Below are 22,382 nucleotides of genomic sequence, written 5' to 3' on the forward strand. Positions count from 1 at the left end.
ATCTCCGTTCGCTCCAGCAACCACCAAAGAGAGCTCCATGGTGCCAACGGTTGAGCCGCCTTGTGCAGCGCGAAAACCCTTGTGCGCTGCACAAGGCGGCAGGCGGGCGCCAGGGGCCCGCCGCAACAGGTTATTCGACCCGGAACACCGCCGACGGCTTGAAGCCCAGATCGGCGGCCTTGCCCTTGCGCCCGCGCGGCGAGCGGGCGTTATTCAGCGAACGGATCTCCAGCGTCTCCTCGCGCTCCTTGCCGCCGCGCCCCAGGCCTTCCAGGCGGATGCTGCGCGTGTACGCCACTGCGCCCGCCAGCGTGTCCTTCGGCTCCAGGTCGATCAGCATCAGGCCCCGGCCGCCGTTGGCCATGGTCTTGAGTTCGCCGATCTCGAAGGTCAGGATGCGTCCGCCCGCCGATGCGCAGGCCACGTGCGTGGCCGGCGCCAGCAGTTGCGCGCCACTGGTGCCCCAGGCGTGGGACGGGCGGCACACGGTCTCGCCCTCGCCCAGCGAGAGGAACGCCTTGCCGCCCCGCTGGCGCGCCGTCATGTTCTCGACCGAGGCGAGGAAGCCGTAGCCGCCCGACCCCGCCAGCAGCAGCGTGGCGACCGCCGGCCCGGCGAAGTAATGCAGCAGTTGCGTGCCCGACTCCAGCTCGATGAGCGTGGTGACCGGCTGGCCGTCGCCGCGCGCGCCGGGCAGCAGCGACACCGCCACCGAATACACCCGGCCGTTGCTGCCTAAGGCCAGCAGCGTATCGACCGTGCGGCATTCGAAGGTGGCATACAGGCCGTCGCCCGCCTTGAAGGCGAAGCTGCCCGGCTCGTGCCCATGGCCGCTGCGCGCGCGCACCCAGCCCTTTTGCGAGACGACCACGGTCACGGGCTCGTCCACCACGCGCACCTCCGCGATGGCCTTCTTCTCGGCCTGGATGAGCGTGCGGCGCGCATCGGCGAAGGTCTTGGCGTCGGCCTCGATCTCCCGGATCATCAGGCGCCGCAGCGAACCGGGGTTGCCCAGGATGTCCTCCAGCTTGCCCTGCTCGGCGCGCAGCTCCTTCAGCTCCTGCTCGATCTTGATGGCTTCCAGCCGCGCCAGCTGGCGCAGGCGGATTTCCAGGATGTCCTCGGCCTGTCGGTCCGACAGCGCGAAGCGCGCGATCAGCGCCGCCTTGGGCTCGTCGCTCGCGCGGATGATGGCGATCACCTCGTCGATGTTGAGCAGCACGATCTGCCGCCCCTCGAGGATGTGGATGCGGTCCAGCACCTTGCCCAGGCGGTGCTGCGAGCGCCGCACGATGGTGCCCTGGCGGAAGGCGATCCATTCCTCCAGCATCTTGCGCAGCGACTTCTGCACCGGCTTGCCGTCCAGCCCCACCATGGTCAGGTTGATGGGCGAGGAGGTTTCCAGGCTGGTGTGCGCCAGCAAGGTGGTGATCAGCTCCTGCTGCGGCACCTTGCCGGTCTTGGGCTCGAACACCAGGCGCACCGGCGCGTCCTTGCTGGACTCGTCGCGCACGGCATCGAGCACGGCCAGCACGCTCCCCTTGAGCTGCACCTGGTCCTGCGACAGGGCCTTCTTGCCGGCCTTGACCTTGGGGTTGGTGATCTCCTCGATCTCCTCCAGCACCTTCTGCGTGCTGACGCCGGGCGGCAGCTCGGTCACGATGAGCTGCCACTGGCCGCGCGCGAGGTCTTCGATCTTCCAGCGCGCGCGCACCTTGAGGCTGCCGCGCCCCGTGCGGTAGGCGTCGGCGATGTCGCCCGCCGTGCTGATGATCTGGCCGCCGCCGGGGTAATCCGGCCCGGGCACGATGGCCATCAGCTCCGCCTCGGACAGCTGCGGCGCCTTGATGAGCGCCACGCAGGCATCGGCGATCTCGCGCAGGTTGTGGCTCGGGATTTCGGTCGCCAGGCCCACCGCGATGCCGCTGGCGCCGTTGAGCAGCGCGAACGGCAGGCGCGCGGGCAGCTGGCGCGGCTCCTGCGTGCTGCCGTCGTAGTTGGGCATGAAATCGACCGTGCCCTCGTCGATCTCGTCGAGCAGCAGGCTGGTGATGCGCGACAGCCGCGCCTCGGTGTAGCGCATGGCCGCGGCGCCATCGCCATCGCGGCTGCCGAAGTTGCCCTGCCCGTCGATCAGCGGGTAGCGCTGGTTGAAGTCCTGCGCCAGGCGCACCAGCGCGTCGTAGGCCGACTGGTCGCCATGGGGGTGGAAGCGGCCCAGCACGTCGCCCACCACGCGGGCGCTCTTGACCGGCTTGGCCGCCACGTTGCGGGTCGGGCCCGAATACCCCAGGCCCATGCGGTCCATGGAATAGAGGATGCGGCGTTGCACGGGCTTGAGGCCGTCGCACACGTCGGGCAGCGCGCGGCCCTTGACCACGGACAGGGCGTATTCCAGGTAGGCGCGCTGGGCATAGCCGGCCAGGCCCAGGCTGTCGTCCGATTCGGGCGGGGAAAGATCGAGAGGGGTTTGGTCGCTCATTCGGGAAATCGAAGGTCAAGGGGCGCGCGGGGCGCCGACGGTGCGGGCCGGCAGGCCGGCCGCAGCGCTTTGGGAAGGGGTGTCGTCGGAACCGGCGCCCAGCTCCATCCGCACCCGGCCCGGCGCGGCCCGGTGGGCCAGCAGCGGTGCCGGGGGCTTGAGCTGGGCATACAGGCCCAGCACGCTTTTCACGTAGTTCTGCGTTTCGCGGTAGGCCGGAATGCGGTTGCCGGCGCGCTGCACGGCGCCCTCGCCCGCGTTGTAGGCGGCCAGCGCCAGATCGGTGCGGCCATCGAAGAGGTCCAGCAGGTGCCGCAGGTAGCGCGTGCCGGCCGACACGTTGATCGCCGGCTCGGTGAGCTTTTGCTCCACCGAGCGGCGCGCCTCGCCCGCCACGCCGAAGCGGGACGCCGTGGCCGGCATGAGCTGCATCAGCCCCACCGCGCCCTTGGGCGATACGGCGCGCGCATCGAAGCCCGATTCGGTGGCGATCAATGCCTGCAACAGTTCATAGTCCACGCCGTTCTGGCTGGCCGATGCGCGCAGGTGGTGCTTGACGCGCTTGTAGTCGGGGGAGATGTCGAAGAACGCCAGCAGCCGGGCGCCGGACGGCGTGGCCGCGGTGGCGCCCGCGGATGCCGCCGCCGGGCCGTCGCGGGTGGAGTCGAAATCGTTGCCGCGAAAGAACAGCCCGTAGCGCCCGTCCACCTGCTCGGCCGCGAAGTGGGTCACGCCGCGCTCGTCCACATAGGCCCACAGGTCGGCGCGCGCCGTTTGCTGCAAAAACAATAGCAGCATGCCGGCGCAAACCATGCGCCAGAGGCCAGAAAGGCCCGAACGTCCGAACCGGTCGCGCCAGGCCATGGCTCAGATGTCCACTTCCACGGCGTCGCCGTGCAGTTCCATCAGTTCGCGGCGCGCGGCGGCCTCGCCCTTGCCCATCAGCTTGGTGATGAGGCCCTCGGTGGCGGCGAAGTCCATGTCGCCCAGCTGCACGGGCAGCAGGCGGCGCGTGTCGGGGTTGAGCGTGGTTTCCCACAGCTGCTCGGCGTTCATCTCGCCCAGGCCCTTGAAGCGGCTGATCTGGCACTTCTCGCGCGCCACGCCGTCCTTGGCGCATTTGTCGAGAATGGCCACCAGCTCGCCCTCGTCCAGCGCATACATCTTGGAGGCCGGCTTCTTGCCGCGCGCCGGCACGTCCACGCGAAACAGCGGCGGGCGCGCCACGTAGATGTGGCCGGTCTCAATGAGCTTCGGGAAATGGCGGAAGAACAGGGTGAGCAGCAGCACCTGAATGTGCGAGCCGTCCACGTCGGCATCGGACAGGATGCAGACCTTGCCGTAGCGCAGGCCCGAGAGGTCGGGCGAGTCGTTGGGGCCATGCGGGTCCACGCCGATGGCCACGGAAATGTCGTGGATCTCGGTGTTGCCGAAGAGCCGGTCGCGGTCCACCTCCCAGGTGTTGAGCACCTTGCCGCGCAGCGGCAGGATGGCCTGGCTTTCCTTGTCGCGGCCCATCTTGGCGCTGCCGCCGGCCGAGTCGCCCTCGACCAGGAAGACCTCGTTGTGTGCCAAGTCACGGCTCTCGCAGTCGGTGAGCTTGCCGGGCAGCACGGCCACGCCGGAGCCCTTGCGCTTTTCGACCTTCTGCCCGGCCTTCTGGCGCGTCTGCGCGGCCTTGATGGCCAGCTCGGCCAGCTTCTTGCCATAGTCGACGTGCTGGTTCAGCCACAGCTCGAGCGCCGGGCGCACGAAGCCGCTCACCAGCCGCACCGCGTCGCGGGAATTCAGCCGCTCCTTGATCTGGCCCTGGAACTGCGGGTCCAGCACCTTGGCCGACAGCACGTAGCTGGCGCGGGCGAAAACGTCCTCGGGCAGCAGCTTGACGCCCTTGGGCAGCAGCGAATGCAGTTCGATGAAGCTTTTGACGGCATTGAACAGGCCGTCGCGCAGGCCGCTTTCGTGCGTGCCGCCCGCGCTGGTGGGGATCAGGTTGACGTAGCTCTCGCGCACCGGGTGGCCGTCCTCGGTGAAGGCCACGCACCAGGCGGCGCCCTCGCCTTCGGCGAAGCTCTCGTGGTGCCGGTCGGCAAAGCCTTCGCCTTCGAACAGCGGGATCACCGGGTCGGCGTTCAGCGTCTGGCCGAGGTAGTCGCGCAGGCCGCCCTTGTACTGCCAGGTCTGCGTCTCGCGCGTCTTCTCGTTCACGAGGGAGACCGACACGCCGGGCATCAGCACCGCCTTGCTGCGCAGCAGGTGAGTGAGCTCGCCCATGGGCAGCGCGGTCGCCTCGAAGTACTTGCCGTCGGGCCACACGCGCACCGTGGTGCCCTGCTTGCGCTCACCGGCGGCCAGCGGGCGTGCCACGAGCGGCTCGGTCACGTCGCCGCCTTCGAACACCAGGCGGGCCACCTTGCCCTCGCGGTGGGTGCTGGCCTCCAGACGCAGGGCCAGCGCATTGGTCACCGAGACGCCCACGCCGTGCAGGCCGCCCGAGAAGCTGTAGGCGCCGCCCGAGCCCTTGTCGAACTTGCCGCCCGCGTGCAGACGGGTGAAGACCAGCTCGATCACCGGCGCCTTCTCTTCGGGGTGCAGGCCGAAAGGGATGCCGCGGCCGTCGTCTTCCACGCTGACCGAGCCGTCGGCGTGCAGCGTGACCTTGATCTTCTTGCCATGGCCGGCGAGCGCCTCGTCGGCCGCGTTGTCCAGCACTTCCTGGATGATGTGCAGCGGGTTGTCGGTGCGGGTGTACATGCCCGGACGCTGCTTGACGGGTTCCAGTCCCTTGAGGACGCGGATCGAGCCTTCGGAGTATTCGCTTGGCGGGGTGGAGGAGGGTTTGGCTGCCATGGGGGCGGATTGTAGTGCCGCAGGTCCGGATGGGCTGGATATAAACCCAGCCTTCTTTTCACCCGCCGCCGATGCCCGCGGTGGAATGGGTCGCGAAGGCGTGCACGCGAATGCGCCGCTTTGGCTACATTTGCCGGATGCCTCAAGACCCCCAGAAATTGTCCATGGCCCAGGTATTGGTGTGCGGCGCCGCCATCGTCACGCTGTCCATGGGCATCCGCCACGGCTTCGGGCTGTGGCTGCAGCCCATCACCCAGGACATGGGCTGGACCCGCCAGTCGTTCGCGCTGGCCATCGCGGTGCAGAACCTCGCCTGGGGCTGCTTCGGCATCTTCGCGGGCATGGCGGCCGACCGGTTCGGCGCCTTCCGCGTGCTGATCGGCGGGGCCGTGCTGTACGGCCTGGGCCTGGTCGGCATGGCCCTATCGCCCACGCCGGCGCTCTTCGCCCTGACCGCGGGCGTGCTGATCGGCGCAGCGCAGGCCGGCACCACCTATGCGGTCATCTACGGCGTGCTGGGCCGGCAGATCGCCCCGGAGAGGCGTTCCTGGGCCATGGGCGTGGCAGCGGCGGCCGGCTCGTTCGGGCAGTTCCTGATGGTGCCGGTGGAGGGCCAGCTCATCGTGCGCCTGGGTTGGCAGGAGGCGCTGCTGGTGCTCTCAGCCATGGTGCTGCTGATCGTGCCGCTGGCCTTCGGCCTGCGCGAGCCGGGCTTTCGAAGCCGCACCGCCACCTCGCGCTCGCAGACGGTGGGCCAGGCCATGGGCGAGGCGCTGCGCTACCCGAGCTTCCTGATGCTGACGGCGGGCTACTTCGTCTGCGGCTTCCAGGTGGTGTTCATCGGCGTGCACATGCCCAGCTACCTCAAGGACCACGGCATGTCGCCGCAGGTGGCCAGCTACGCGCTGGCGCTGATCGGGCTGTTCAACGTGTTCGGCACTTACATCGCCGGCACGCTGGGCCAGCGCAATCCCAAGCGCTACATCCTCGCCTTCATCTACTTCGCCCGGGCCGTGGCGATCAGCGTGTTCCTGCTGGTGCCGCTGTCGCCCGTGTCGGTGTACGTGTTCTCGGCGGTGATGGGCGTGCTGTGGCTGTCCACCATCCCGCCCACCAACGCCACGGTGGCGCAGATCTTCGGCGTGCAGCACCTGTCCATGCTGGGCGGGTTCGTGTTCTTCAGCCACCAGATCGGCAGCTTCCTGGGCGTCTGGCTGGGGGGCTACCTGTACGACACCACCGGCAGCTACGACCTAGTCTGGTATCTGGCCATCGGCTTGGGCGTGCTGGCCGGGCTGGTGAACCTGCCGGTCAAGGAAAGCCCGATCCACCGAGCGCCGCAACCGGCCTCTGCCTGAAAGGCGCCGACCATGCCATCGACCTCGCACCCGTCGCATCGCCCGCTGCCGGGCCCTGCCCGCGTCCGCCGGGCGTGGGCCTGGGGCGCCGCCAGCGCGGTGCTGCTGGCCGCCGTGTTCCTCCTGTATGCGGAGCCGGACTTCGTGGTGATGATGGCCGACCAGCTGTGGGCCTGCTTCTGAAAATGGTGCCCAATCGCCCTCATGCCGTGGATTTCATTGCCATGGCAGCTATCATTTTTATAGCAAATGCCGACGCCACAGGGTCTTGAACCACCTTCGGAGTGGATCCAGCGCTGGGCCCACCTCGTGCCGCCCGGCGCCAGCGTGCTGGACGTGGCCTGCGGCAGCGGCCGGCACCTGCGCTGGCTCCAGGGGCGCGGGCATCCCGTGACCGGCGTGGACCGCGACCCCGACGCGCTGGCCCCTTTGCGGGGGCCGGGCGAAATCCTCTGCGCGGACATCGAAGCCGGGCCCTGGCCGTTGGCCGGCCGCACCTTCGGCGCCGTGGTCGTCACCCGGTACCTGTGGCGGCCGCTCCTGCCCACGCTGGTGGCCAGCGTCGCGCCCGGCGGCGTGCTGCTGTACGAAACCTTCGCCGCAGGCAACGAAACCGTCGGCCGCCCGGCCCGGCCGGACTTTCTCTTGCGGCCCGGGGAACTGCTGCAGGCCTGCGCGGGTCTGTGCACGGTGGCCTATGAAGATGGCTTCCTCGATGCACCCGAGCGATTCGTCCAGCGCATCGCCGCGGTCCGGCTGCAAGAGGGGGCCGCACCGGCACGCCACCGGCTCGCACCGCCGCTCTAGTTAGAATGCTCCTTTACCCGTTTTCCACCGCGGACATGACCCCTCCCAGCTCTCTCACCGGCAGCATCGTCGCCCTCGTCACCCCCATGCACGAGGACGGCAGCGTGGACTACCCCACTCTGCGCCAACTGATCGACTGGCACGTCGCCGAAGGCACCGACTGCATCGGCGTGGTGGGCACCACCGGCGAGTCGCCCACGGTGAACGTCGAAGAACACTGCGAAATCATCCGCGTGGCCGTCGAGCAGGCCGCCAAGCGCGTGCCCATCATGGCCGGCTGCGGCGCCAACTCCACGGCCGAGGCCATCGAGCTGGCCCGCTTCGCCAAGAAGGTCGGCGCCGACTCGCAACTGCAGGTCGTGCCCTACTACAACAAGCCCACGCAAGAGGGCCAGTACCAGCACTTCAAGGCCATCGCCGAAGCGGTGGGCGACCTGCCCATCGTGCTGTACAACGTGCCCGGCCGCTCCGTGGCCGATATGCTGCACGACACCGTGCTGCGCCTGGCACAGGTGCCCGGCATCATCGGCATCAAGGAAGCCACCGGCAACATCGAACGCGCGCAGTGGCTGATCCGCGACGTGCCCAAGGGCTTCGCCGTGTACTCCGGCGACGATCCGACGGCCGTGGCGTTCATGCTGTGCGGCGGCCAGGGCAACATCAGCGTGACCGCCAACGTGGCGCCGCGCCTCATGCACGAACTGTGCGTGGCCGCGCTGGCCGGCGATGTGCGCCGCGCCATGGAAATCCAGTTCCAGCTCATGCCCACCCACAAGCAGCTGTTCGTCGAAGCCAACCCGATTCCGGTGAAGTGGGCAATGCACCGCCTGGGCCGGTGCGGCGGCGCGATGCGCCTGCCCATGACCCCGCTGAGCCAAGGCAACGAAGCCGTGGTGGAAGCCGCCCTTCGCGCCAGCGGCCTGCTGTAATTCAGGCCCGCCGCCTTGCCTGCCCCGCTCTCCCCAGACACCAAAGAGGATTTCCGCGTGAACGCTATCAACCGCCTGGGCCTGCTGGGCCTTGCCATGGCCCTGTCCGCCTGCTCCGTCCTGGAGAACGACAAGATCGACTACAAGAGCGCCACCAAGGGCGCGACGCTCGAGGTGCCGCCGGACCTGAACCAGATCTCGCGCGACTCGCGCTACGCCGTGCCGGGTGGCGTGGTGTCGGCGGCCGCCTTCGAGGCCGGCCAGTCGCAAAAGCCCGTGGGCGCCGTGAACGCGGCCACGCGCACCATCGGCGACGTGCGCATCGAACGCGACGGCAACCAGCGCTGGCTGGTCGTGAGCCGCCCCGCCGACGTGCTGTGGGATCCGGTGCGCGACTTCTGGACCGAGAACGGCTTCGTGCTGGTGCAGGACCAGGCCAACCTCGGCATCATGGAAACCGACTGGGCCGAAAACCGCGCCAAGCTGCCGCAGGACATCATCCGCTCCACCATCGGCAAGGTGTTCGACTCGGTCTACTCCACCGGCGAGCGCGACAAGTTCCGCACCCGCCTGGAGCGCGGCCCCAATGGCAGCACCGAAATCTTCATCAGCCACCGCGGCATGGTCGAGGTCTACACCTCCGCCCAGAAGGAAAGCACCGTCTGGCAGCCCCGCCCGGTCGATCCTGAGCTGGAAACCGAATTCCTGCGCCGCCTGATGGTCAAGCTGGGCGTGAGCCAGGAGCAGTCCCGCGCCATCGCGGCCGCGCCCGCACAGCAGGTGCCCACGGCCCGCATGGCACGCCAGGGCAATGTGCCCGTGGTGGAACTGGACGAGAACTTCGACCGTGCATGGCGCCGCGTGGGCCTGGCGCTCGACCGCACCGGCTTCACCGTGGAAGACCGCGACCGTGCCCAGGGCATCTATTTCGTGCGCTACGTCGAGCCCACCGAAAAGAAGGACCCCGGCTTCTTCGGCAAGCTGCTGGGCCGCTCGTCGGATGCCGCGGCACCGGTCAAGTACCGCGTCGTGGTGCGCAGCGTCGAGAACAAGAGCACGGTGTCCGTCCTGAATGCTGCCGGTGCGCCCGAGACTTCGGCCAATGCCGAGCGCATCGTGCGCGTGCTGACGGACGACCTGAAGTAATCCGGGCCCAGGACTGCGTGCTGCGTTTCAAGAACCTGGGCAGCGGCAGTTCGGGCAACGCCACAGTGGTGGAGGGGCGCTGCGGCACGCAGGTGCGGCGGCTGCTCATCGACTGCGGACTGGGGCCACGGCAACTGGCATCGCGCCTCGCCGCCGCCGGGCTGTCGATCGATGACCTCGACGCCCTGTTCATCACCCACGAGCATTCGGACCACGTGGGCTGCATGGAGAAACTGGTGCTCAGGCACCGCATTCCGGTCTGGATGAGCCACGGCACCTACACGGCCATCGGCGCGCCGGGCCTGGATGGGCTGCTGAACATCGCGCAGGACGGCGTGCCCATCGATCTGGGCGCGTTCGAGGCCCTGCCCTTCACCGTGCCCCACGACGCCCGCGAGCCGCTGCAGCTGCGCTGCAGCGACGGCGCGACGCACATCGGCCTGCTGACCGACCTGGGCCATGCCACCGACCATGTGCTGGCCCACCTCCAGGGCTGCCATGCGTTGCTGCTGGAATCCAACCACGACCCCGATCTGCTCGCCGTCTCCAGCTACCCGGCGTTCCTGAAGCGCCGCATCAGCGGCCTCTACGGCCACCTGGCCAACACCGTGGCCGCCGACATCCTTCGGGCCATGCAGCACACGGGGCTGAGCCGCGTGGTGGCGGCCCACCTCAGCGCGCAGAACAACCGCCCCGAGCTGGCCCAGGCCGCGCTGGCCTCGGCCTTGGGGTGGGACACCTCGCGCGTGGACGTGGCCAGCCCGGTCACCGGCTCCGACTGGATCGCCTGCGGCTGATCTTTCGGCAGGCCGCGGACTTGGTAATGCCTTGAGGTCCGCAAGGCATCTCGCATTTCGTACCCCTTCGAAACCAGTCAAAACGGCCCGCCCAATAAAAAAAGCCCCGACCTGGTGGTACGGGGCTTTTTGCCAGACTCCGGCACGGTGTGCCGAAGCCGGTTGGAGCGATCGCTTACTTGGCGGTGGAAGCGCCGGCAGCGGCTGCAGCAGCGGCGTCGGCAGCGGCCTTGGCAGCGTCGCCCGCGGGAGCGGACGCCGCGTCGGATGCGGGAGCGGTCATGGCAGGGGCTGCGTCGGAAGCAGCAGGCGTCACCACGGGAGCGGGAGCCGGTGCTGGTGCGGGTGCTTCCACAGGAGCGGGAGCCGGTGCAGGCGCAGCGGCTTCTTCCTTCTTGCCGCAAGCGGCGAGAGCGACGGAGGCGACCAGGGCAGCCAGAACGAGAGAGTTCTTCATTTCAGTTTTTCCTATTGGACAGACGGATATTGGAATTGCCGCCATTGGCGCCCTCTTGCAGCGTGCTCTTTGGCGGTGCTTGGCGCTCAGGGGCGCCTTTTTTTACTTCAACCGCAAATTATAGGGAGATTCCGTCAATACAGACTAACACCGACGGGACGTTTTGTTTCTCTTCGGTAAATCGCCAAAATGGGCAGCGCATTATTCACAGCCCCAGCGTGGTCGCCGGAAACCCCGGCGAACTCTTGCGCAGCAGCCATTCGTTGAGGGCCTCGCGCGCCAGCAGGCGGCGCTCGGGCTCGCGGCCGGCCACGCCGGCACAGCGCTCGGGGTCCAGCCGTTGCAGCACCCAGGCATCGGACCAGAGCACGCTGGGCAGTTCCAGGCGGTCCGCCGTGGGTGCGCGACGGCATTCGATCACATGGTCCCACACGCCGCGCCACTGCACGAAGCGCGCATGGCGCCGCACCATTTCGTCGTACGTTCCGGCCAGCACCGTGAGGCGGCGCCCGCGGCGCGCCCAGGACTGCAGCGAATCGATCACCTCGCGCTCGCCAAGCGGCCAGTCGTGAAAGTCGAAGTCGCTCAGCACGATCTCGTTCCAGCCCTCCCGGGCCGCGCAGGCCAGCCCGTCGCGCACCCACTGGCGAAATTCTTCCCGGCCATTGAAACGCCCGGCGGGCAGTGCAGCGGCCGACTCGGAAGGGTGGGGGAATGCATCGGACATCGGTGGCTCCTTACGGTGACTGCGCCTTTGCGTGTTCAAAGGTCCATCAATCGGGCGGCGACCAGGCGTGCGCCCAGCCCGTTTCGCACCAGGACGACAGCAGCTCCAGCGCATCGTCGCTGGCACGCGCGAGATCGCGGGGGCGCAGCACGCGCTCATCGGCCAGCCGGCGCATGAGGGTGGCGTCGCGGCCTGCGGCCAGGTAGCTGTCGCCATTGATGAACACATGGCGCGCGTCATAGACCATGCGGGTGCGGCGGTCCAGTTGAACGCCTTCCAGCAGGCCGCCCACCGCCCCGGGCTCGAACCACACGTTGGGCTTGGGCTCGGTCAGGCTCTCGCCCAGGGCGCGCTCCAGGGCCAGCGGCTCGGACAGGGCGCGCTCCAGCGCCTGGCGGGCAAAGGCCTGCAGCGCCGGGGGAATCTCGCCGGGCTGCGCCACCGCGGGCTGCGAGGGATCGCGATACAGCTGGGGCGGCGCATCGTCATCGGCGGCATCGTCGGCCAGGCGCGACAGCAGCTCCTGCGCGATCCCGTTGCGTGCGGGGGAGCGGAACCCGATGGAGTAGGTCATGCATTCGCCTTCGGCGATGCCATCGTGCGCATAGCGCGGCGGCAGGTACAGCATGTCCCCGGGCTCGAGCACGAACTCCTGCTCGGGCTCGAACTGCGCCAGCACCTTGAGCGGAATGCCCTCGCGCAGCGTGAGGTCCTTCTGCCGGCCGATGCGCCAGCGCCGACGCCCCTGGGCCTGGAGCAGGAAGACGTCGTAGCTGTCGAAATGCGGCCCGACGCCGCCGCCATCGGAGGCATAGCTGATCATCAGGTCGTCGAGCCGCGCGCGCGGCACGAAGCAAAACTGCTCCATCAGCGCATGCACCGCGTCGTCATGCAGATCGACGCCCTGCACCAGCAGCGTCCACTCGCGCGTGGTGAGCGGGGGCAGAGAACGGCGCGCGAAAGGGCCGTGGCGCAGCTTCCACGCGCCGGCCTTGTGCTGCACGAGGCGCGATTCGACGCCCTCTTGCGCGGCGAGCGCGAACAATTCGGCACGTTGCACCGGCGGGTCGAACGCGGCGATGGCCTGGCGAACCAGCAAGGGCTTTTTCTGCCAGTGGCGGCGCATGAACTGCGCCGGCGTGAGCCCGCCCAGCAGCGCCAGAGGTTGTTGAACATCCATGGAGAATTGATGCCGCGTGCGCGGACGAGGGTCGAACTGCGACAATTCTCCTATGGAAATCAACCAACAATGTGTGGTCGCTTTGACCTGGATCCTGAAAGACACCCTGGGCGAGGAGCTGGACGTGCTCGATGAGCCGGTGGAGTTTCTCGTCGGCGGCGACGATCTGCTCGCGCGCATCGAAGAGGCCCTGCAAGGCCATGCCGCGGGCACGTCGCTGTCGCTGCACCTGGAGCCTGAGGAAGCCTTCGGCGACTATCAGGACCAGCTGCTGTTCCTCGAACCGCGCAACCTCTTTCCCGCCGACCTGGAAGAAGGCATGACGGTCGAAGGCAGCGCGCTGCCGCAGGGCACCAACCCGGCGGCCCCGCGCGACGTGCTGTACACCGTGGCCCAGATCTACCCGGAGCACATCGTGCTCGACGGCAACCACCCGCTGGCCGGCATCGCGCTGCGCCTGCACCTCACCGTGCAAAGCGTGCGCGAGGCCACCGAGGAAGAGATCGGCCGCGGCTCGGCCGGCACCGGCTTCTTCCGCATCCAGCCGCCCGCGGCGGACGCACCCACCCTTCACTGACCGATTCATCGACCCATGCAAAACGGGCCCCGAGGGGCCCGTTTTGCATGGGGTGCCTGCCGCGCGTGCGCGGCAGGCGACGAGACCATGGGAGGTCAGATGCGCGAGATCTGGCCGCCATACAGGCGCACGCGGTCGCCGGTACGCAGGTCGCCTGGCGTGGTCACGTCATAGACGCGCTGGCCGCCCTGATCCAGCTGGATCGTCAGGCGGTAGCCCTCGGCCTGGCCGTCGTTGTTGTTGCCGGTGCGGCCTTCGATCTGGTTACCCACCACACCGCCGCCCACGGCACCCAGCACGGTGGCTGCGGCACGGCCGCTGCCCTTGCCCACCTGATTGCCCAGAACGCCGCCGGCCACCGCGCCCAGCACGGCACCCGCGCCGCTGGTGCCGCGGTTGCGCGCGTGCAGGGTTTCGATGTTGGAGACCACGCCGAACTCGGTGCCGTTCTGGTTCTGGTTCTGCGCAGCGGGATAGGAGGAATAGCCCGGCTGGGGCTGGGCGGGGTAGTTGTTGGAATAGCGCGGTTGCTGGGCGCAAGCCGAGAGCAGGGTCACCAGGGCGACGGAACCTGCCAGGGTGGCGGAGCGGATGAAACGGGACATGAGAGTTCTCCTTCAGAGCGATGCGCAGGCCTTCAAAGCCTTTGACGTGAAGCGGATTGCACCATGCAGCCCACCCCGGATCCCGACGGGCAATCGCGGCCCGGCAGGCAAGACAGATACCGGCAGCCATGTCGGCGCCGGCCTACAAACGACCGAAATGGAGGGCCTTTCAGACCGATCAGGCCTGGCCCGTCGAGCCGTAGCCGCCTTCGCCGCGCTGCGTGGCGGGAAAGTCGCTGACCACGTTGAACTGCGCCTGCACCACAGGCACGATGACCAGTTGGGCCAGCCGCTCCATGGGCTCCAGGGTGAACGCCGTGTCGCTGCGGTTCCAGGCACTGACCATGAGCTGGCCCTGGTAGTCGCTGTCGATCAGCCCCACCAGATTGCCCAGCACGATGCCATGCTTGTGCCCCAGGCCCGAGCGCGGAAGGATCAGCGCGGCATACCCGGGATCTTTCAGATAGATGGCGATCCCGGTGGGCACCAGTTGCCAGGCGTTGGGCTGCAGCGTGAGCGGCTCGTCCAGGCAGGCGCGCAGGTCGAGGCCGGCGCTGCCCGGCGTGGCGTAGGAAGGCAGTTGCGCTGCCATGCGGGGGTCGAGAATCTTGACGTCGATCTTCACAGGTTCAATTCACTTCTTGGGAAAACGGGAATTCGGGGGCTGGCGCGCCGCGTGGCGCAGCGCCTCCAGCACGGTTTGCAATGCCGCGGCGCGGTCGGTGCCGGGCGATGATGGGAGGCCGCTGGACAGCAGGCGCCCTGCCGCGCCCAGGCCCCACCACAGCAGGCCGAGCGAGACGACGCCGAACAGCGAACCCCAGGCGAAAGCCAGCCACGCCACCGCTTTCGCCAGCACCAGCAGGAGCAGCACCGCCCGTGCCAGGCGCAACAGCCGGAGCCCTTGGGCGCCCGGCATCGCCAGAGAGGCCGGACGCGTCACCGCATCGCGAACGGGCGCCTTCACGGCTGCGCCTTTCGCAGCCGTACCGACGACAGTCGGGCGGGCACCGTAGTGGCCAGGCTCCTCACCGGGCGCCAGCGAATGGGCCGGGTGCTGCATGCGGCTGAGCCGCTCGACGTAGCTCGCGAAATCGCCGTCGGGCGGCGTGTCCCATTCGGGGCGCAAGGGATGCTGCACGGGGAGTGTGTCTCGGACGGGATGTCAGGCGGCGCCCGCGATGCGCCGGGCGATCTCGGCCACCAACTGGCGGGCGAGCTCGCGCTTGGAGGCGCGCGGCAGCTCGCGGTGCCCCTGGGCATCGATCAGCAGCAGCGCGTTGTCGTCCTGCCCGAAGGTGGCCGGGCCGATGTTGCCCACCAGCAGCGGTACACCCTTGCGCTCGCGCTTGGCGCTGGCGTGGCGCAGCAGGTCCTCGCTCTCCGCCGCAAAGCCGACGCAGAACAGTTGCCCCGCGCGCGCGCGCTCGGATTTCGCCACCTGGGCCAGGATGTCCGTGTTCTCCACGAACGCCAGCGCAGGCACCTCGCCGGAACCGTCCTTCTTGATCTTGTGGCGGGCCGCCTGAGCGGGGCGCCAGTCGGCCACGGCAGCAGTTGCTACAAAAACAGTAGCATCCGAGGCATATTCCACTACCGCATCGAGCATGTTTTGTGCCGATTGCACGTCCACGCGGCGCACGCCGCGCGGCGTGGGCAGGTGCACCGGCCCCGCCACCAGCGTGACCTGCGCGCCGGCCTCGCGCGCGGCGCGGGCGATGGAAAAGCCCATCTTGCCGCTGGAGCGGTTGGTGATGCCGCGCACCGGGTCGATGGCCTCGAACGTGGGGCCCGCCGTCACTAGCACGTGCTGGCCGGCCAGTACCTTGGGCGCGAAGAACGCCGTCAGTTCCTCCAGCAGTTCGGCCGGCTCCAGCATGCGGCCGTCACCGGTCTCGCCACAGGCCTGGTCGCCGTTGCCTACGGCCAGCACCACGGCGCCGTCGCGCGCGACCTGCGCCAGGTTGCGCTGCGTGGCCGGGTGCGCCCACATCTCGCGGTTCATGGCGGGTGCGAGCAGCAGCGGCACGCGGTCGATGGGCCGGGCCAGGCAGGTCAGGCTCAGCAGTTCGTCGGAGCGCCCCTGCGCCAGACGCGCGATGAAGTCCGCGCTGCACGGCGCGATGACGATCACGTCGGCCTCGCGGCCCAGGTTGATGTGCGGCATGTTGTTGGGCTCGCGCGCGTCCCACTGCGAGTGGTACACCGCGCGCCCGGTCAGCGCCTGCATCGTGACGGGGGTCATGAACTGCGCGGCCGCCTCGGTCATCACGACCTGCACGGATGCCCCGGCCTTGATCAGCAGTCGGGCGAATTCGGCCGATTTGTAGCAGGCGATGCCGCCGGAGAGTCCCAGGAGAATGTGTTTGCCGGCGAGCTCGTTCATGGCGCGCAATTTAGCAGACGGGGCGCGGGGTCGGAGCGGGCGCCGGCCGGGCGGCCGATGGCCGCCCTCTATAATCCCGATTTCCCACCACCAAAAAAGACATGACCAAATTTGTCTTCGTCACCGGCGGTGTGGTGTCTTCCCTGGGCAAGGGAATCGCCTCAGCCTCCCTTGCCGCGATCCTCGAATCGCGGGGCCTCAAAGTCACCCTCATCAAGCTCGACCCGTACATCAACGTGGACCCGGGCACCATGTCCCCGTTCCAGCACGGCGAGGTCTTCGTCACCGACGACGGCGCCGAAACCGACCTCGATCTCGGCCACTATGAGCGTTTCATCGAAACGCGCATGAAAAAGACCAACAACTTCACCACGGGCCGCATCTACCAGAGCGTGCTGGAGAAGGAACGGCGCGGCGACTACCTCGGCAAGACCGTGCAGGTCATTCCGCACGTCACCAACGAAATCCAGGAATACATCAAGCGCGGCGCCGGCGTGGGCACGGGCGACGCGGTGGACGTGGCCATCGTCGAGATCGGCGGTACGGTGGGCGACATCGAGTCTCTGCCCTTCCTCGAAGCGGTGCGTCAGCTGAGCCTCAAGCTCGGCCCCAACAACGCCGCCTTCGTGCACCTGACCTACCTGCCGTGGATCGCCGCAGCGGGCGAACTCAAGACCAAGCCGACCCAGCACACGGTGCAGGAACTGCGCAAGATCGGCATCCAGCCCGACGCGCTGCTGTGCCGCGCCGACCGCCGCATTCCCGAGGAAGAGCGCGGCAAGATCTCGCTGTTCACCAACGTGCCCGAGTGGGGCGTGATCAGCATGTGGGACGTGGACACCATCTACAAGGTGCCGCGCATGCTGCACGAGCAGGGCCTGGACGGCCTGATCTGCGACAAGCTGCGCCTGAACACGCCGCCCACCACCCTCAAGCGCTGGGACCAGCTCGTCTACGAGACCGAGCATCCACAGGGCGAGGTCACCATCGCCATGGTGGGCAAGTACGTGGACCTGTCCGACAGCTACAAGTCGGTGAACGAGGCGCTGCGCCATGCCGGCATGAAGAACCATGTGCGCGTGAAGATCGAGCACATCGATTCCGAGACCATCGGCGCGGCCGACGCGGCCGAGAAGCTCGCCAAGTACGACGCCATCCTGGTGCCCGGCGGTTTCGGCGCGCGCGGCGTGGAAGGCAAGATCAGCACGGCCCGCTACGCCCGCGAGCACCAGGTGCCCTACCTGGGCATCTGCCTGGGCATGCAGGTCGCCACCATCGAATACGCACGCCACGTGGCCGGCCTCAAGGACGCCAACAGCACCGAGTTCGAGCCTGCCACGCCCCACCCCGTGATCGCCCTGATCACCGAGTGGAAGGACGCCGACGGCACGATCAAGACGCGCAACGAGAACTCCGACCTGGGCGGCACCATGCGCCTGGGCGCGCAGAGCTCGGACGTGGCGTCCGGCACGCTGGCGCACGAGATCTACGGCAACATCGTCACCGAGCGCCACCGCCACCGCTACGAAGCCAACGTGAACTACCTCGACCAGCTGCGCAAGGCGGGCCTGGTGATCTCGGCGCTCACGCAGCGCGAGCAGCTCACCGAGATCGTCGAGTTGCCCAAGAGCGTGCACCCCTGGTACATCGGCGTGCAGTTCCACCCCGAATTCAAATCGACGCCGTGGAACGGCCACCCGCTCTTCAACGCCTTCATCAAGGCGGCCGTGGAGCGCCAAAAGAGCCAGCAGCCAGCCCTCGCGGCGGCCTGAAAGCCTTCTTCCGAAGCAACGACGAGAAAAGAAAGAACCCCTGCCATGAAACTCTGCGGCTTCGACGTCGGCCTGGAACACCGCTTCTTCCTCATCGCGGGCCCCTGCGTGATCGAGTCCGAGCAACTGCAGATGGACGTGGCCGGCCAGCTCAAGGAGACAGCGGCGGCACTGGGCATTCCGTTCATCTTCAAGAGCAGTTTCGACAAGGCCAACCGCTCTTCGGGCACCAGCTTTCGCGGCCCCGGCCGCGAGAAGGGCCTGGAGATCCTGGCCAAGATCCGGCGCGACCTGGACGTGCCCGTGCTGACCGACGTACACACCGAGGACGACATCACCGAGGCCGCCAAGGTGGTCGATGTGCTGCAGACGCCCGCCTTCCTGTGCCGCCAGACCGATTTCATCCGCGCGGTGGCGCAGTCGGGCAAGCCGGTGAACATCAAGAAGGGCCAGTTCCTCGCGCCGCACGACATGAAGAACGTGATCGACAAGGCCCGCGCCGCCGCGCTGGAAGCCGGCCTGCCCGAGGACAGCTTCATGGCCTGCGAGCGGGGTGCGAGCTTCGGCTACAACAACCTCGTGTCCGACATGCGCGGCCTGGCCATCATGCGCGAGACCGGGGCGCCGGTCGTGTTCGACGCCACCCACTCGGTGCAGCTGCCGGGTGGCCAGGGCACGAGCAGCGGCGGCCAGCGCGAGATGGTCCCGGTGCTGGCCCGCGCCGCCGTCGCCGTGGGCGTGGCGGGCCTCTTCATGGAAACGCACCCCGACCCGGCCAAGGCCCTGTCGGACGGCCCCAACGCCGTGCCGCTCAGGCACATGAAGGCGCTGCTGGAAACGCTGGTGGCGCTGGACACCATCACCAAGCGCAACGGATTCCTCGAAAACAACTTTGGAGCCTGAGCCATGAGCAGTGGTTACGTCATCGCATCCGTCACCGTCACCAACCCGACGCAGTACGAGGAGTACAAGAAGTGGAGCACCCACGCCATGCAGGTGCATGGCGCCGAGGTCTGCATCCGCGGCGGCAAGGTCGAGGTGCTCGAAGGCGACTGGAACCCCGGCCGCACCGTGCTGCTGAAGTTCCCGAGCTTCGAGGCGGCCCGCGCGTTCTACGACACGCCCGAGTACCAGAAGGCCAAGGCGGCCCGCGAAGGCGCGGCCGTCATGCGCATGGTGTGCGTGGAAGGCGTGTGAATTGAAGGTCGCGCTTCATCCACCCATGGTGGTCGCTATCGCGAAAGACAATTACCTGACGCCTCAGCACGCTTTTGCTGACAACACCTACATTCCGGCGATGAGCCCGCCACGGTATGGCCAGGACATCACCTCTGGCTGCCGCTTCCGCGCCCCCAGAGGCCAGAGCGTGGGAGAAAGTCCCAGCGAACTGGCCCCCAAGATGCTGAAATTGCTCGGTATCTTTGCGGCCGGCGACAAGACGGGCATGGCCAGGCGTCTGTTTGATGATTTCCTGAACACCCGCAGGACCGCTGTGGAGTACTTTGATGACGAGCGACTCAATACGGCAGTGGGCAACCACCCCAATATCAATTCGTTCTGCAATGCGGTCGTTTCCGCACCCAACTCACCCAACCGGACCACCGGCCAAGTACGCCTTCATCAATCGCTGAAGAACGCGCAGTGGGACATCAAGAAGCTCCACATGCCGACCAACCTGGGCGTTCCCGCCTTGAACTTGGGAAGCAAGGTCTTTTCGACCCGGGATTTCAATAACGGACTGGGATTGATGATCAACGGGGTGCAGTACGTTTATGTCATCGCGACCCACTACCATTACGACAGCAATGCCAAGAAATACTGGCTGACCCTGAATTTCGTTTTCTACGACATCTTCGGCCTGGACGACGATGATCTCAGGGAATATGGAGCGGCTTCAGATTCGATCATCGCTTCGACAGCGTCAGTCGGCATTACGGCTTGGTGGCAGCTTCAGCATCAGTTCGGCTATTTCCCGTTGGTGACTCGCGCTGCCACCGTCAAAGAATATGAAATCGCTGCCGAATAAGTTATTCAAAAACAATAAGGCACCGGCTTTTGCTTGTGCCTGCCTTATTCTCGGTCTTCTGCTGACTCCGGTGGCTTACATCGCCATTGGGAGTCTCAGCGGTTTTTCCGCAGCATTTTCTTTGATTGCACTGCCACTACTGGCGCTGAGCCTTTCTTTTTTGCTTTTTCGCTTTTTTAAAAAAAATACCGCCGCCGAATCAATCAATATCCGCCATGCGATCGAATTGACTTGCTGGCTGCTGGTATTTTTGTTTTTATTCTTTGTCTCCAACTTCACATTGCTGACCACTTCAGAGCGCGTTGGATTGTTTTCCACGCTTTTTCTAGTCTGCACCATTGTTTCAATTCCGTTGCTGGCCATTCGCCCTTCTGCATTGATTCAAAGAGTGAATGCTTGGCCCCAGGCTTTGGTTATCACTGTAGGTTTGGTATTGGGTCTGCCCGCGGTCATTCTGACGGCTGCCTACCTGCTAAGCTCCGTTGCATCGCTTTGAAGATAACGCCATCCATATGAGAAGCACGCCTCCAATGCTGTTGGGGCAGCGCTTTGAACCAGAATTAATCATCAACCGGAGAATCCTGAATGAGTGCCATCGTTGATATCGTAGGTCGCGAAGTGCTGGACAGTCGCGGCAACCCCACCGTCGAATGCGACGTGCTGCTGGAATCGGGCGTGATGGGCCGCGCGGCCGTACCCTCGGGCGCCTCCACCGGCAGCCGCGAGGCCATCGAGCTGCGCGACGGCGACAAGGGCCGGTACCTGGGCAAGGGCGTGCTCAAGGCCGTGGAGCACATCAACACCGAGATCTCCGAGGCCGTGCTGGGCCTGGACGCCTCCGAGCAGGCCTTCCTGGACAAGACCCTGATCGACCTGGACGGCACCGACAACAAGAGCCGCCTGGGCGCGAACGCCATGCTGGCGGTCTCCATGGCCGTGGCCCGCGCCGCTGCTGAAGAGTCCGGCCTGCCCCTGTACCGCTACCTGGGCGGCATGGGCGGCATCCAGTTGCCCGTGCCGATGATGAACGTCATCAACGGCGGCGCGCATGCCAACAACAGCCTGGATCTGCAGGAATTCATGATCGTCCCCGTGGGTGCGCCGAGCTTCCGCGAAGCCGTGCGCTGGGGCGCCGAGGTATTCCATGCCCTCAAGAAGATCATCAACGACCGCGGCATGAGCACCGCCGTGGGCGACGAGGGCGGTTTCGCCCCCAGCGTCGAGAACCACGAAGCCGCGATCCAGCTCATCCTGCAGGCCATCGACGCCGCCGGCTACACCGCCGGCGAACAGATCGCCCTGGCCCTGGACTGCGCGGCCAGCGAGTTCTACAAGGACGGCCACTACGTGCTGGAAGGCGAAGGCGGCATCCGCCTGACGGCCCAGCAATGGACCGACATGCTCGCCGCGTGGGTGGACAAGTACCCCATCATCTCCATCGAAGACGGCATGGCCGAAGGCGACTGGGACGGCTGGAAGCACCTGACCGAACGCCTGGGCGAGAAGGTGCAGCTGGTGGGTGACGACCTGTTCGTCACCAACACCAAGATCCTGAAGGAAGGCATCGACAAGCGCATCGCCAACTCGATCCTCATCAAGATCAACCAGATCGGCACGCTGACCGAAACCTTCGCCGCCATCGAGATGGCCAAGCGCGCCGGCTACACGGCCGTGATCTCGCACCGTTCGGGCGAGACCGAGGACAGCACCATCGCCGACATCGCCGTGGGCACCAACGCGGGCCAGATCAAGACGGGCTCGCTGTCGCGCTCGGACCGCATCGCCAAGTACAACCAGCTGCTGCGCATCGAGGAAGACCTGGGCGACATCGCCCACTACCCCGGCCGCGCTGCGTTCTACAACCTGCGCTGACCTGAACCCACCGCCGTGGCACGGTCCTCCCTCCTTCTGTGAGGGCCGTGCCACGGGCGGTAACCGATCCCTTTCCTACCGTCCGACCTGCCCGCCATGAGTCCCCGCATCGTTCCGCTGGTGCTGCTCCTCCTCCTCGTGGGGGTGCAAGCGCAGCTGTGGTCCGGCCGCGGCAGCGTCCACCACGTGCAGGAAATGAAGGAAAAGATCGCCGCGCAAAAGCAGGCCAATGCCGAGGCGCGCCAGGCCAACGAACGCCTCACCTCCGAAGTGCACGACCTGCGCGAAGGCCTGGACATGGTCGAGGAGAAGGCGCGCAACGAACTGGGCATGGTCAAGCCCAACGAGATCTACGTGCAGGTGACCCACCGCTGAGCGGACAGGTCCCTGCAGCGTTCATTCCCCCCGAGT

The 22,382-nt window shown here is 67.1% G+C and carries 24 protein-coding genes; 14 read left to right on the forward strand and 10 right to left on the reverse strand.

The features are described 5' to 3' along the window. Window positions 1–130 precede the first annotated feature (130 nt). The 3 genes from parC to AVMA1855_RS00540 all read right to left on the reverse strand — a co-directional run bounded on the left by parC (window position 131) and on the right by AVMA1855_RS00540 (window position 5,332). Complete coding sequence (parC, locus tag AVMA1855_RS00530; RefSeq protein ID WP_284424202.1) at window positions 131–2,482, reverse strand: DNA topoisomerase IV subunit A; 2,352 nt, start codon at window positions 2,480–2,482, stop codon at window positions 131–133. A gap of 15 nt (window positions 2,483–2,497) precedes the next feature. Continuing rightward, window positions 2,498–3,280 carry a lytic transglycosylase domain-containing protein gene (locus AVMA1855_RS00535; RefSeq protein ID WP_284406037.1) on the reverse strand — a complete coding sequence of 261 codons (783 nt, stop codon included), beginning with the start codon at window positions 3,278–3,280 and terminating at the stop codon, window positions 2,498–2,500. Between the two features lie 69 nt (window positions 3,281–3,349). Beyond that, window positions 3,350–5,332, reverse strand: a complete 1,983-nt coding sequence (locus AVMA1855_RS00540; RefSeq protein WP_272568075.1) for a DNA topoisomerase IV subunit B — start codon at window positions 5,330–5,332, stop codon at window positions 3,350–3,352. Between the two features lie 137 nt (window positions 5,333–5,469). Between AVMA1855_RS00540 and AVMA1855_RS00545 the strand changes: the two genes are divergently transcribed. From AVMA1855_RS00545 to AVMA1855_RS00570, 6 genes are all read left to right on the forward strand, one after another. Next, window positions 5,470–6,690 carry an MFS transporter gene (locus tag AVMA1855_RS00545; RefSeq protein ID WP_284424203.1) on the forward strand — a complete coding sequence of 407 codons (1,221 nt, stop codon included), beginning with the start codon at window positions 5,470–5,472 and terminating at the stop codon, window positions 6,688–6,690. A gap of 12 nt (window positions 6,691–6,702) precedes the next feature. Then, complete coding sequence (locus AVMA1855_RS00550) at window positions 6,703–6,873, forward strand: hypothetical protein (RefSeq protein WP_284424339.1); 171 nt, start codon at window positions 6,703–6,705, stop codon at window positions 6,871–6,873. Window positions 6,874–6,939: 66 nt separating this feature from the next. Then, window positions 6,940–7,497 (forward strand): class I SAM-dependent methyltransferase, encoded by a 558-nt coding sequence (locus AVMA1855_RS00555; protein WP_284424204.1) that lies wholly within the window; start codon window positions 6,940–6,942, stop codon window positions 7,495–7,497. Between the two features lie 35 nt (window positions 7,498–7,532). After that, window positions 7,533–8,426 (forward strand): 4-hydroxy-tetrahydrodipicolinate synthase, encoded by an 894-nt coding sequence (gene dapA, locus AVMA1855_RS00560; protein ID WP_284424205.1) that lies wholly within the window; start codon window positions 7,533–7,535, stop codon window positions 8,424–8,426. Window positions 8,427–8,483: 57 nt separating this feature from the next. Then, a complete protein-coding gene (gene bamC, locus AVMA1855_RS00565) occupies window positions 8,484–9,572 on the forward strand; it encodes an NlpB/DapX family lipoprotein (RefSeq protein ID WP_284424206.1) in 1,089 nt (362 codons plus the stop codon). 17 nt (window positions 9,573–9,589) lie between these two features. Then, on the forward strand, window positions 9,590–10,369 hold the full coding sequence (locus tag AVMA1855_RS00570) for an MBL fold metallo-hydrolase (protein WP_284406033.1): 780 nt from the start codon (window positions 9,590–9,592) through the stop codon (window positions 10,367–10,369). 175 nt (window positions 10,370–10,544) lie between these two features. Here AVMA1855_RS00570 and AVMA1855_RS00575 read toward each other — a convergent pair whose 3' ends face one another. The 3 genes from AVMA1855_RS00575 to AVMA1855_RS00585 all read right to left on the reverse strand — a co-directional run bounded on the left by AVMA1855_RS00575 (window position 10,545) and on the right by AVMA1855_RS00585 (window position 12,733). Beyond that, window positions 10,545–10,826, reverse strand: coding sequence for a hypothetical protein (locus tag AVMA1855_RS00575; protein WP_284395434.1), 282 nt, complete (start codon window positions 10,824–10,826; stop codon window positions 10,545–10,547). A gap of 205 nt (window positions 10,827–11,031) precedes the next feature. After that, entirely contained in the window at window positions 11,032–11,553 is a 522-nt protein-coding gene (locus tag AVMA1855_RS00580; protein WP_284424207.1) for a hypothetical protein, read from the reverse strand. 46 nt (window positions 11,554–11,599) lie between these two features. Then, window positions 11,600–12,733 carry a cupin domain-containing protein gene (locus AVMA1855_RS00585; RefSeq protein WP_284424208.1) on the reverse strand — a complete coding sequence of 378 codons (1,134 nt, stop codon included), beginning with the start codon at window positions 12,731–12,733 and terminating at the stop codon, window positions 11,600–11,602. A 52-nt stretch (window positions 12,734–12,785) separates the two neighbouring features. On the opposite strand from AVMA1855_RS00585, the gene AVMA1855_RS00590 reads away from it, so the two are divergent. After that, window positions 12,786–13,310 (forward strand): FKBP-type peptidyl-prolyl cis-trans isomerase, encoded by a 525-nt coding sequence (locus tag AVMA1855_RS00590; RefSeq protein WP_272568063.1) that lies wholly within the window; start codon window positions 12,786–12,788, stop codon window positions 13,308–13,310. 95 nt (window positions 13,311–13,405) lie between these two features. On the opposite strand, the gene AVMA1855_RS00595 is transcribed toward AVMA1855_RS00590, so the two are convergent. The 4 genes from AVMA1855_RS00595 to coaBC all read right to left on the reverse strand — a co-directional run bounded on the left by AVMA1855_RS00595 (window position 13,406) and on the right by coaBC (window position 16,301). Further along, complete coding sequence (locus AVMA1855_RS00595) at window positions 13,406–13,915, reverse strand: outer membrane lipoprotein (protein ID WP_272551741.1); 510 nt, start codon at window positions 13,913–13,915, stop codon at window positions 13,406–13,408. A gap of 178 nt (window positions 13,916–14,093) precedes the next feature. Next, a complete protein-coding gene (gene dut, locus AVMA1855_RS00600; protein ID WP_272568060.1) occupies window positions 14,094–14,540 on the reverse strand; it encodes a dUTP diphosphatase in 447 nt (148 codons plus the stop codon). 9 nt (window positions 14,541–14,549) lie between these two features. Further along, window positions 14,550–15,056: a hypothetical protein gene (locus tag AVMA1855_RS00605; protein WP_284424209.1), complete on the reverse strand. Its 507-nt coding sequence runs from the start codon at window positions 15,054–15,056 to the stop codon at window positions 14,550–14,552. Between the two features lie 24 nt (window positions 15,057–15,080). Further along, window positions 15,081–16,301, reverse strand: coding sequence for a bifunctional phosphopantothenoylcysteine decarboxylase/phosphopantothenate--cysteine ligase CoaBC (coaBC, locus tag AVMA1855_RS00610; protein ID WP_284424210.1), 1,221 nt, complete (start codon window positions 16,299–16,301; stop codon window positions 15,081–15,083). A gap of 101 nt (window positions 16,302–16,402) precedes the next feature. Here coaBC and pyrG point away from each other — a divergent pair, with 101 nt between their 5' ends. The 7 genes from pyrG (at window position 16,403) to AVMA1855_RS00645 (ending at window position 22,346) form a co-directional block, all read left to right on the forward strand. Beyond that, complete coding sequence (gene pyrG / locus AVMA1855_RS00615) at window positions 16,403–18,073, forward strand: CTP synthase (RefSeq protein ID WP_272568057.1); 1,671 nt, start codon at window positions 16,403–16,405, stop codon at window positions 18,071–18,073. A gap of 45 nt (window positions 18,074–18,118) precedes the next feature. After that, window positions 18,119–18,976 (forward strand): 3-deoxy-8-phosphooctulonate synthase, encoded by an 858-nt coding sequence (gene kdsA / locus AVMA1855_RS00620; RefSeq protein ID WP_284424211.1) that lies wholly within the window; start codon window positions 18,119–18,121, stop codon window positions 18,974–18,976. Between the two features lie 3 nt (window positions 18,977–18,979). Next, entirely contained in the window at window positions 18,980–19,270 is a 291-nt protein-coding gene (locus tag AVMA1855_RS00625) for a DUF1330 domain-containing protein (RefSeq protein ID WP_272568055.1), read from the forward strand. A gap of 25 nt (window positions 19,271–19,295) precedes the next feature. Then, window positions 19,296–20,099: a hypothetical protein gene (locus AVMA1855_RS00630; RefSeq protein WP_284424212.1), complete on the forward strand. Its 804-nt coding sequence runs from the start codon at window positions 19,296–19,298 to the stop codon at window positions 20,097–20,099. Beyond that, window positions 20,080–20,595, forward strand: coding sequence for a hypothetical protein (locus tag AVMA1855_RS00635; RefSeq protein ID WP_284424213.1), 516 nt, complete (start codon window positions 20,080–20,082; stop codon window positions 20,593–20,595). The genes AVMA1855_RS00630 and AVMA1855_RS00635 overlap by 20 nt, the downstream gene beginning before the upstream one ends. 89 nt (window positions 20,596–20,684) lie before the next feature. Next, complete coding sequence (gene eno / locus AVMA1855_RS00640) at window positions 20,685–21,971, forward strand: phosphopyruvate hydratase (protein WP_272568051.1); 1,287 nt, start codon at window positions 20,685–20,687, stop codon at window positions 21,969–21,971. A gap of 96 nt (window positions 21,972–22,067) precedes the next feature. Further along, window positions 22,068–22,346, forward strand: coding sequence for a septum formation initiator family protein (locus AVMA1855_RS00645; RefSeq protein ID WP_272551727.1), 279 nt, complete (start codon window positions 22,068–22,070; stop codon window positions 22,344–22,346). The last annotated feature ends 36 nt before the right edge of the window (window positions 22,347–22,382 follow it).

Origin of the sequence: Acidovorax sp. SUPP1855 (genome assembly GCF_030158955.1) — a bacterium.
GTDB lineage: Bacteria > Pseudomonadota > Gammaproteobacteria > Burkholderiales > Burkholderiaceae_C > Paracidovorax.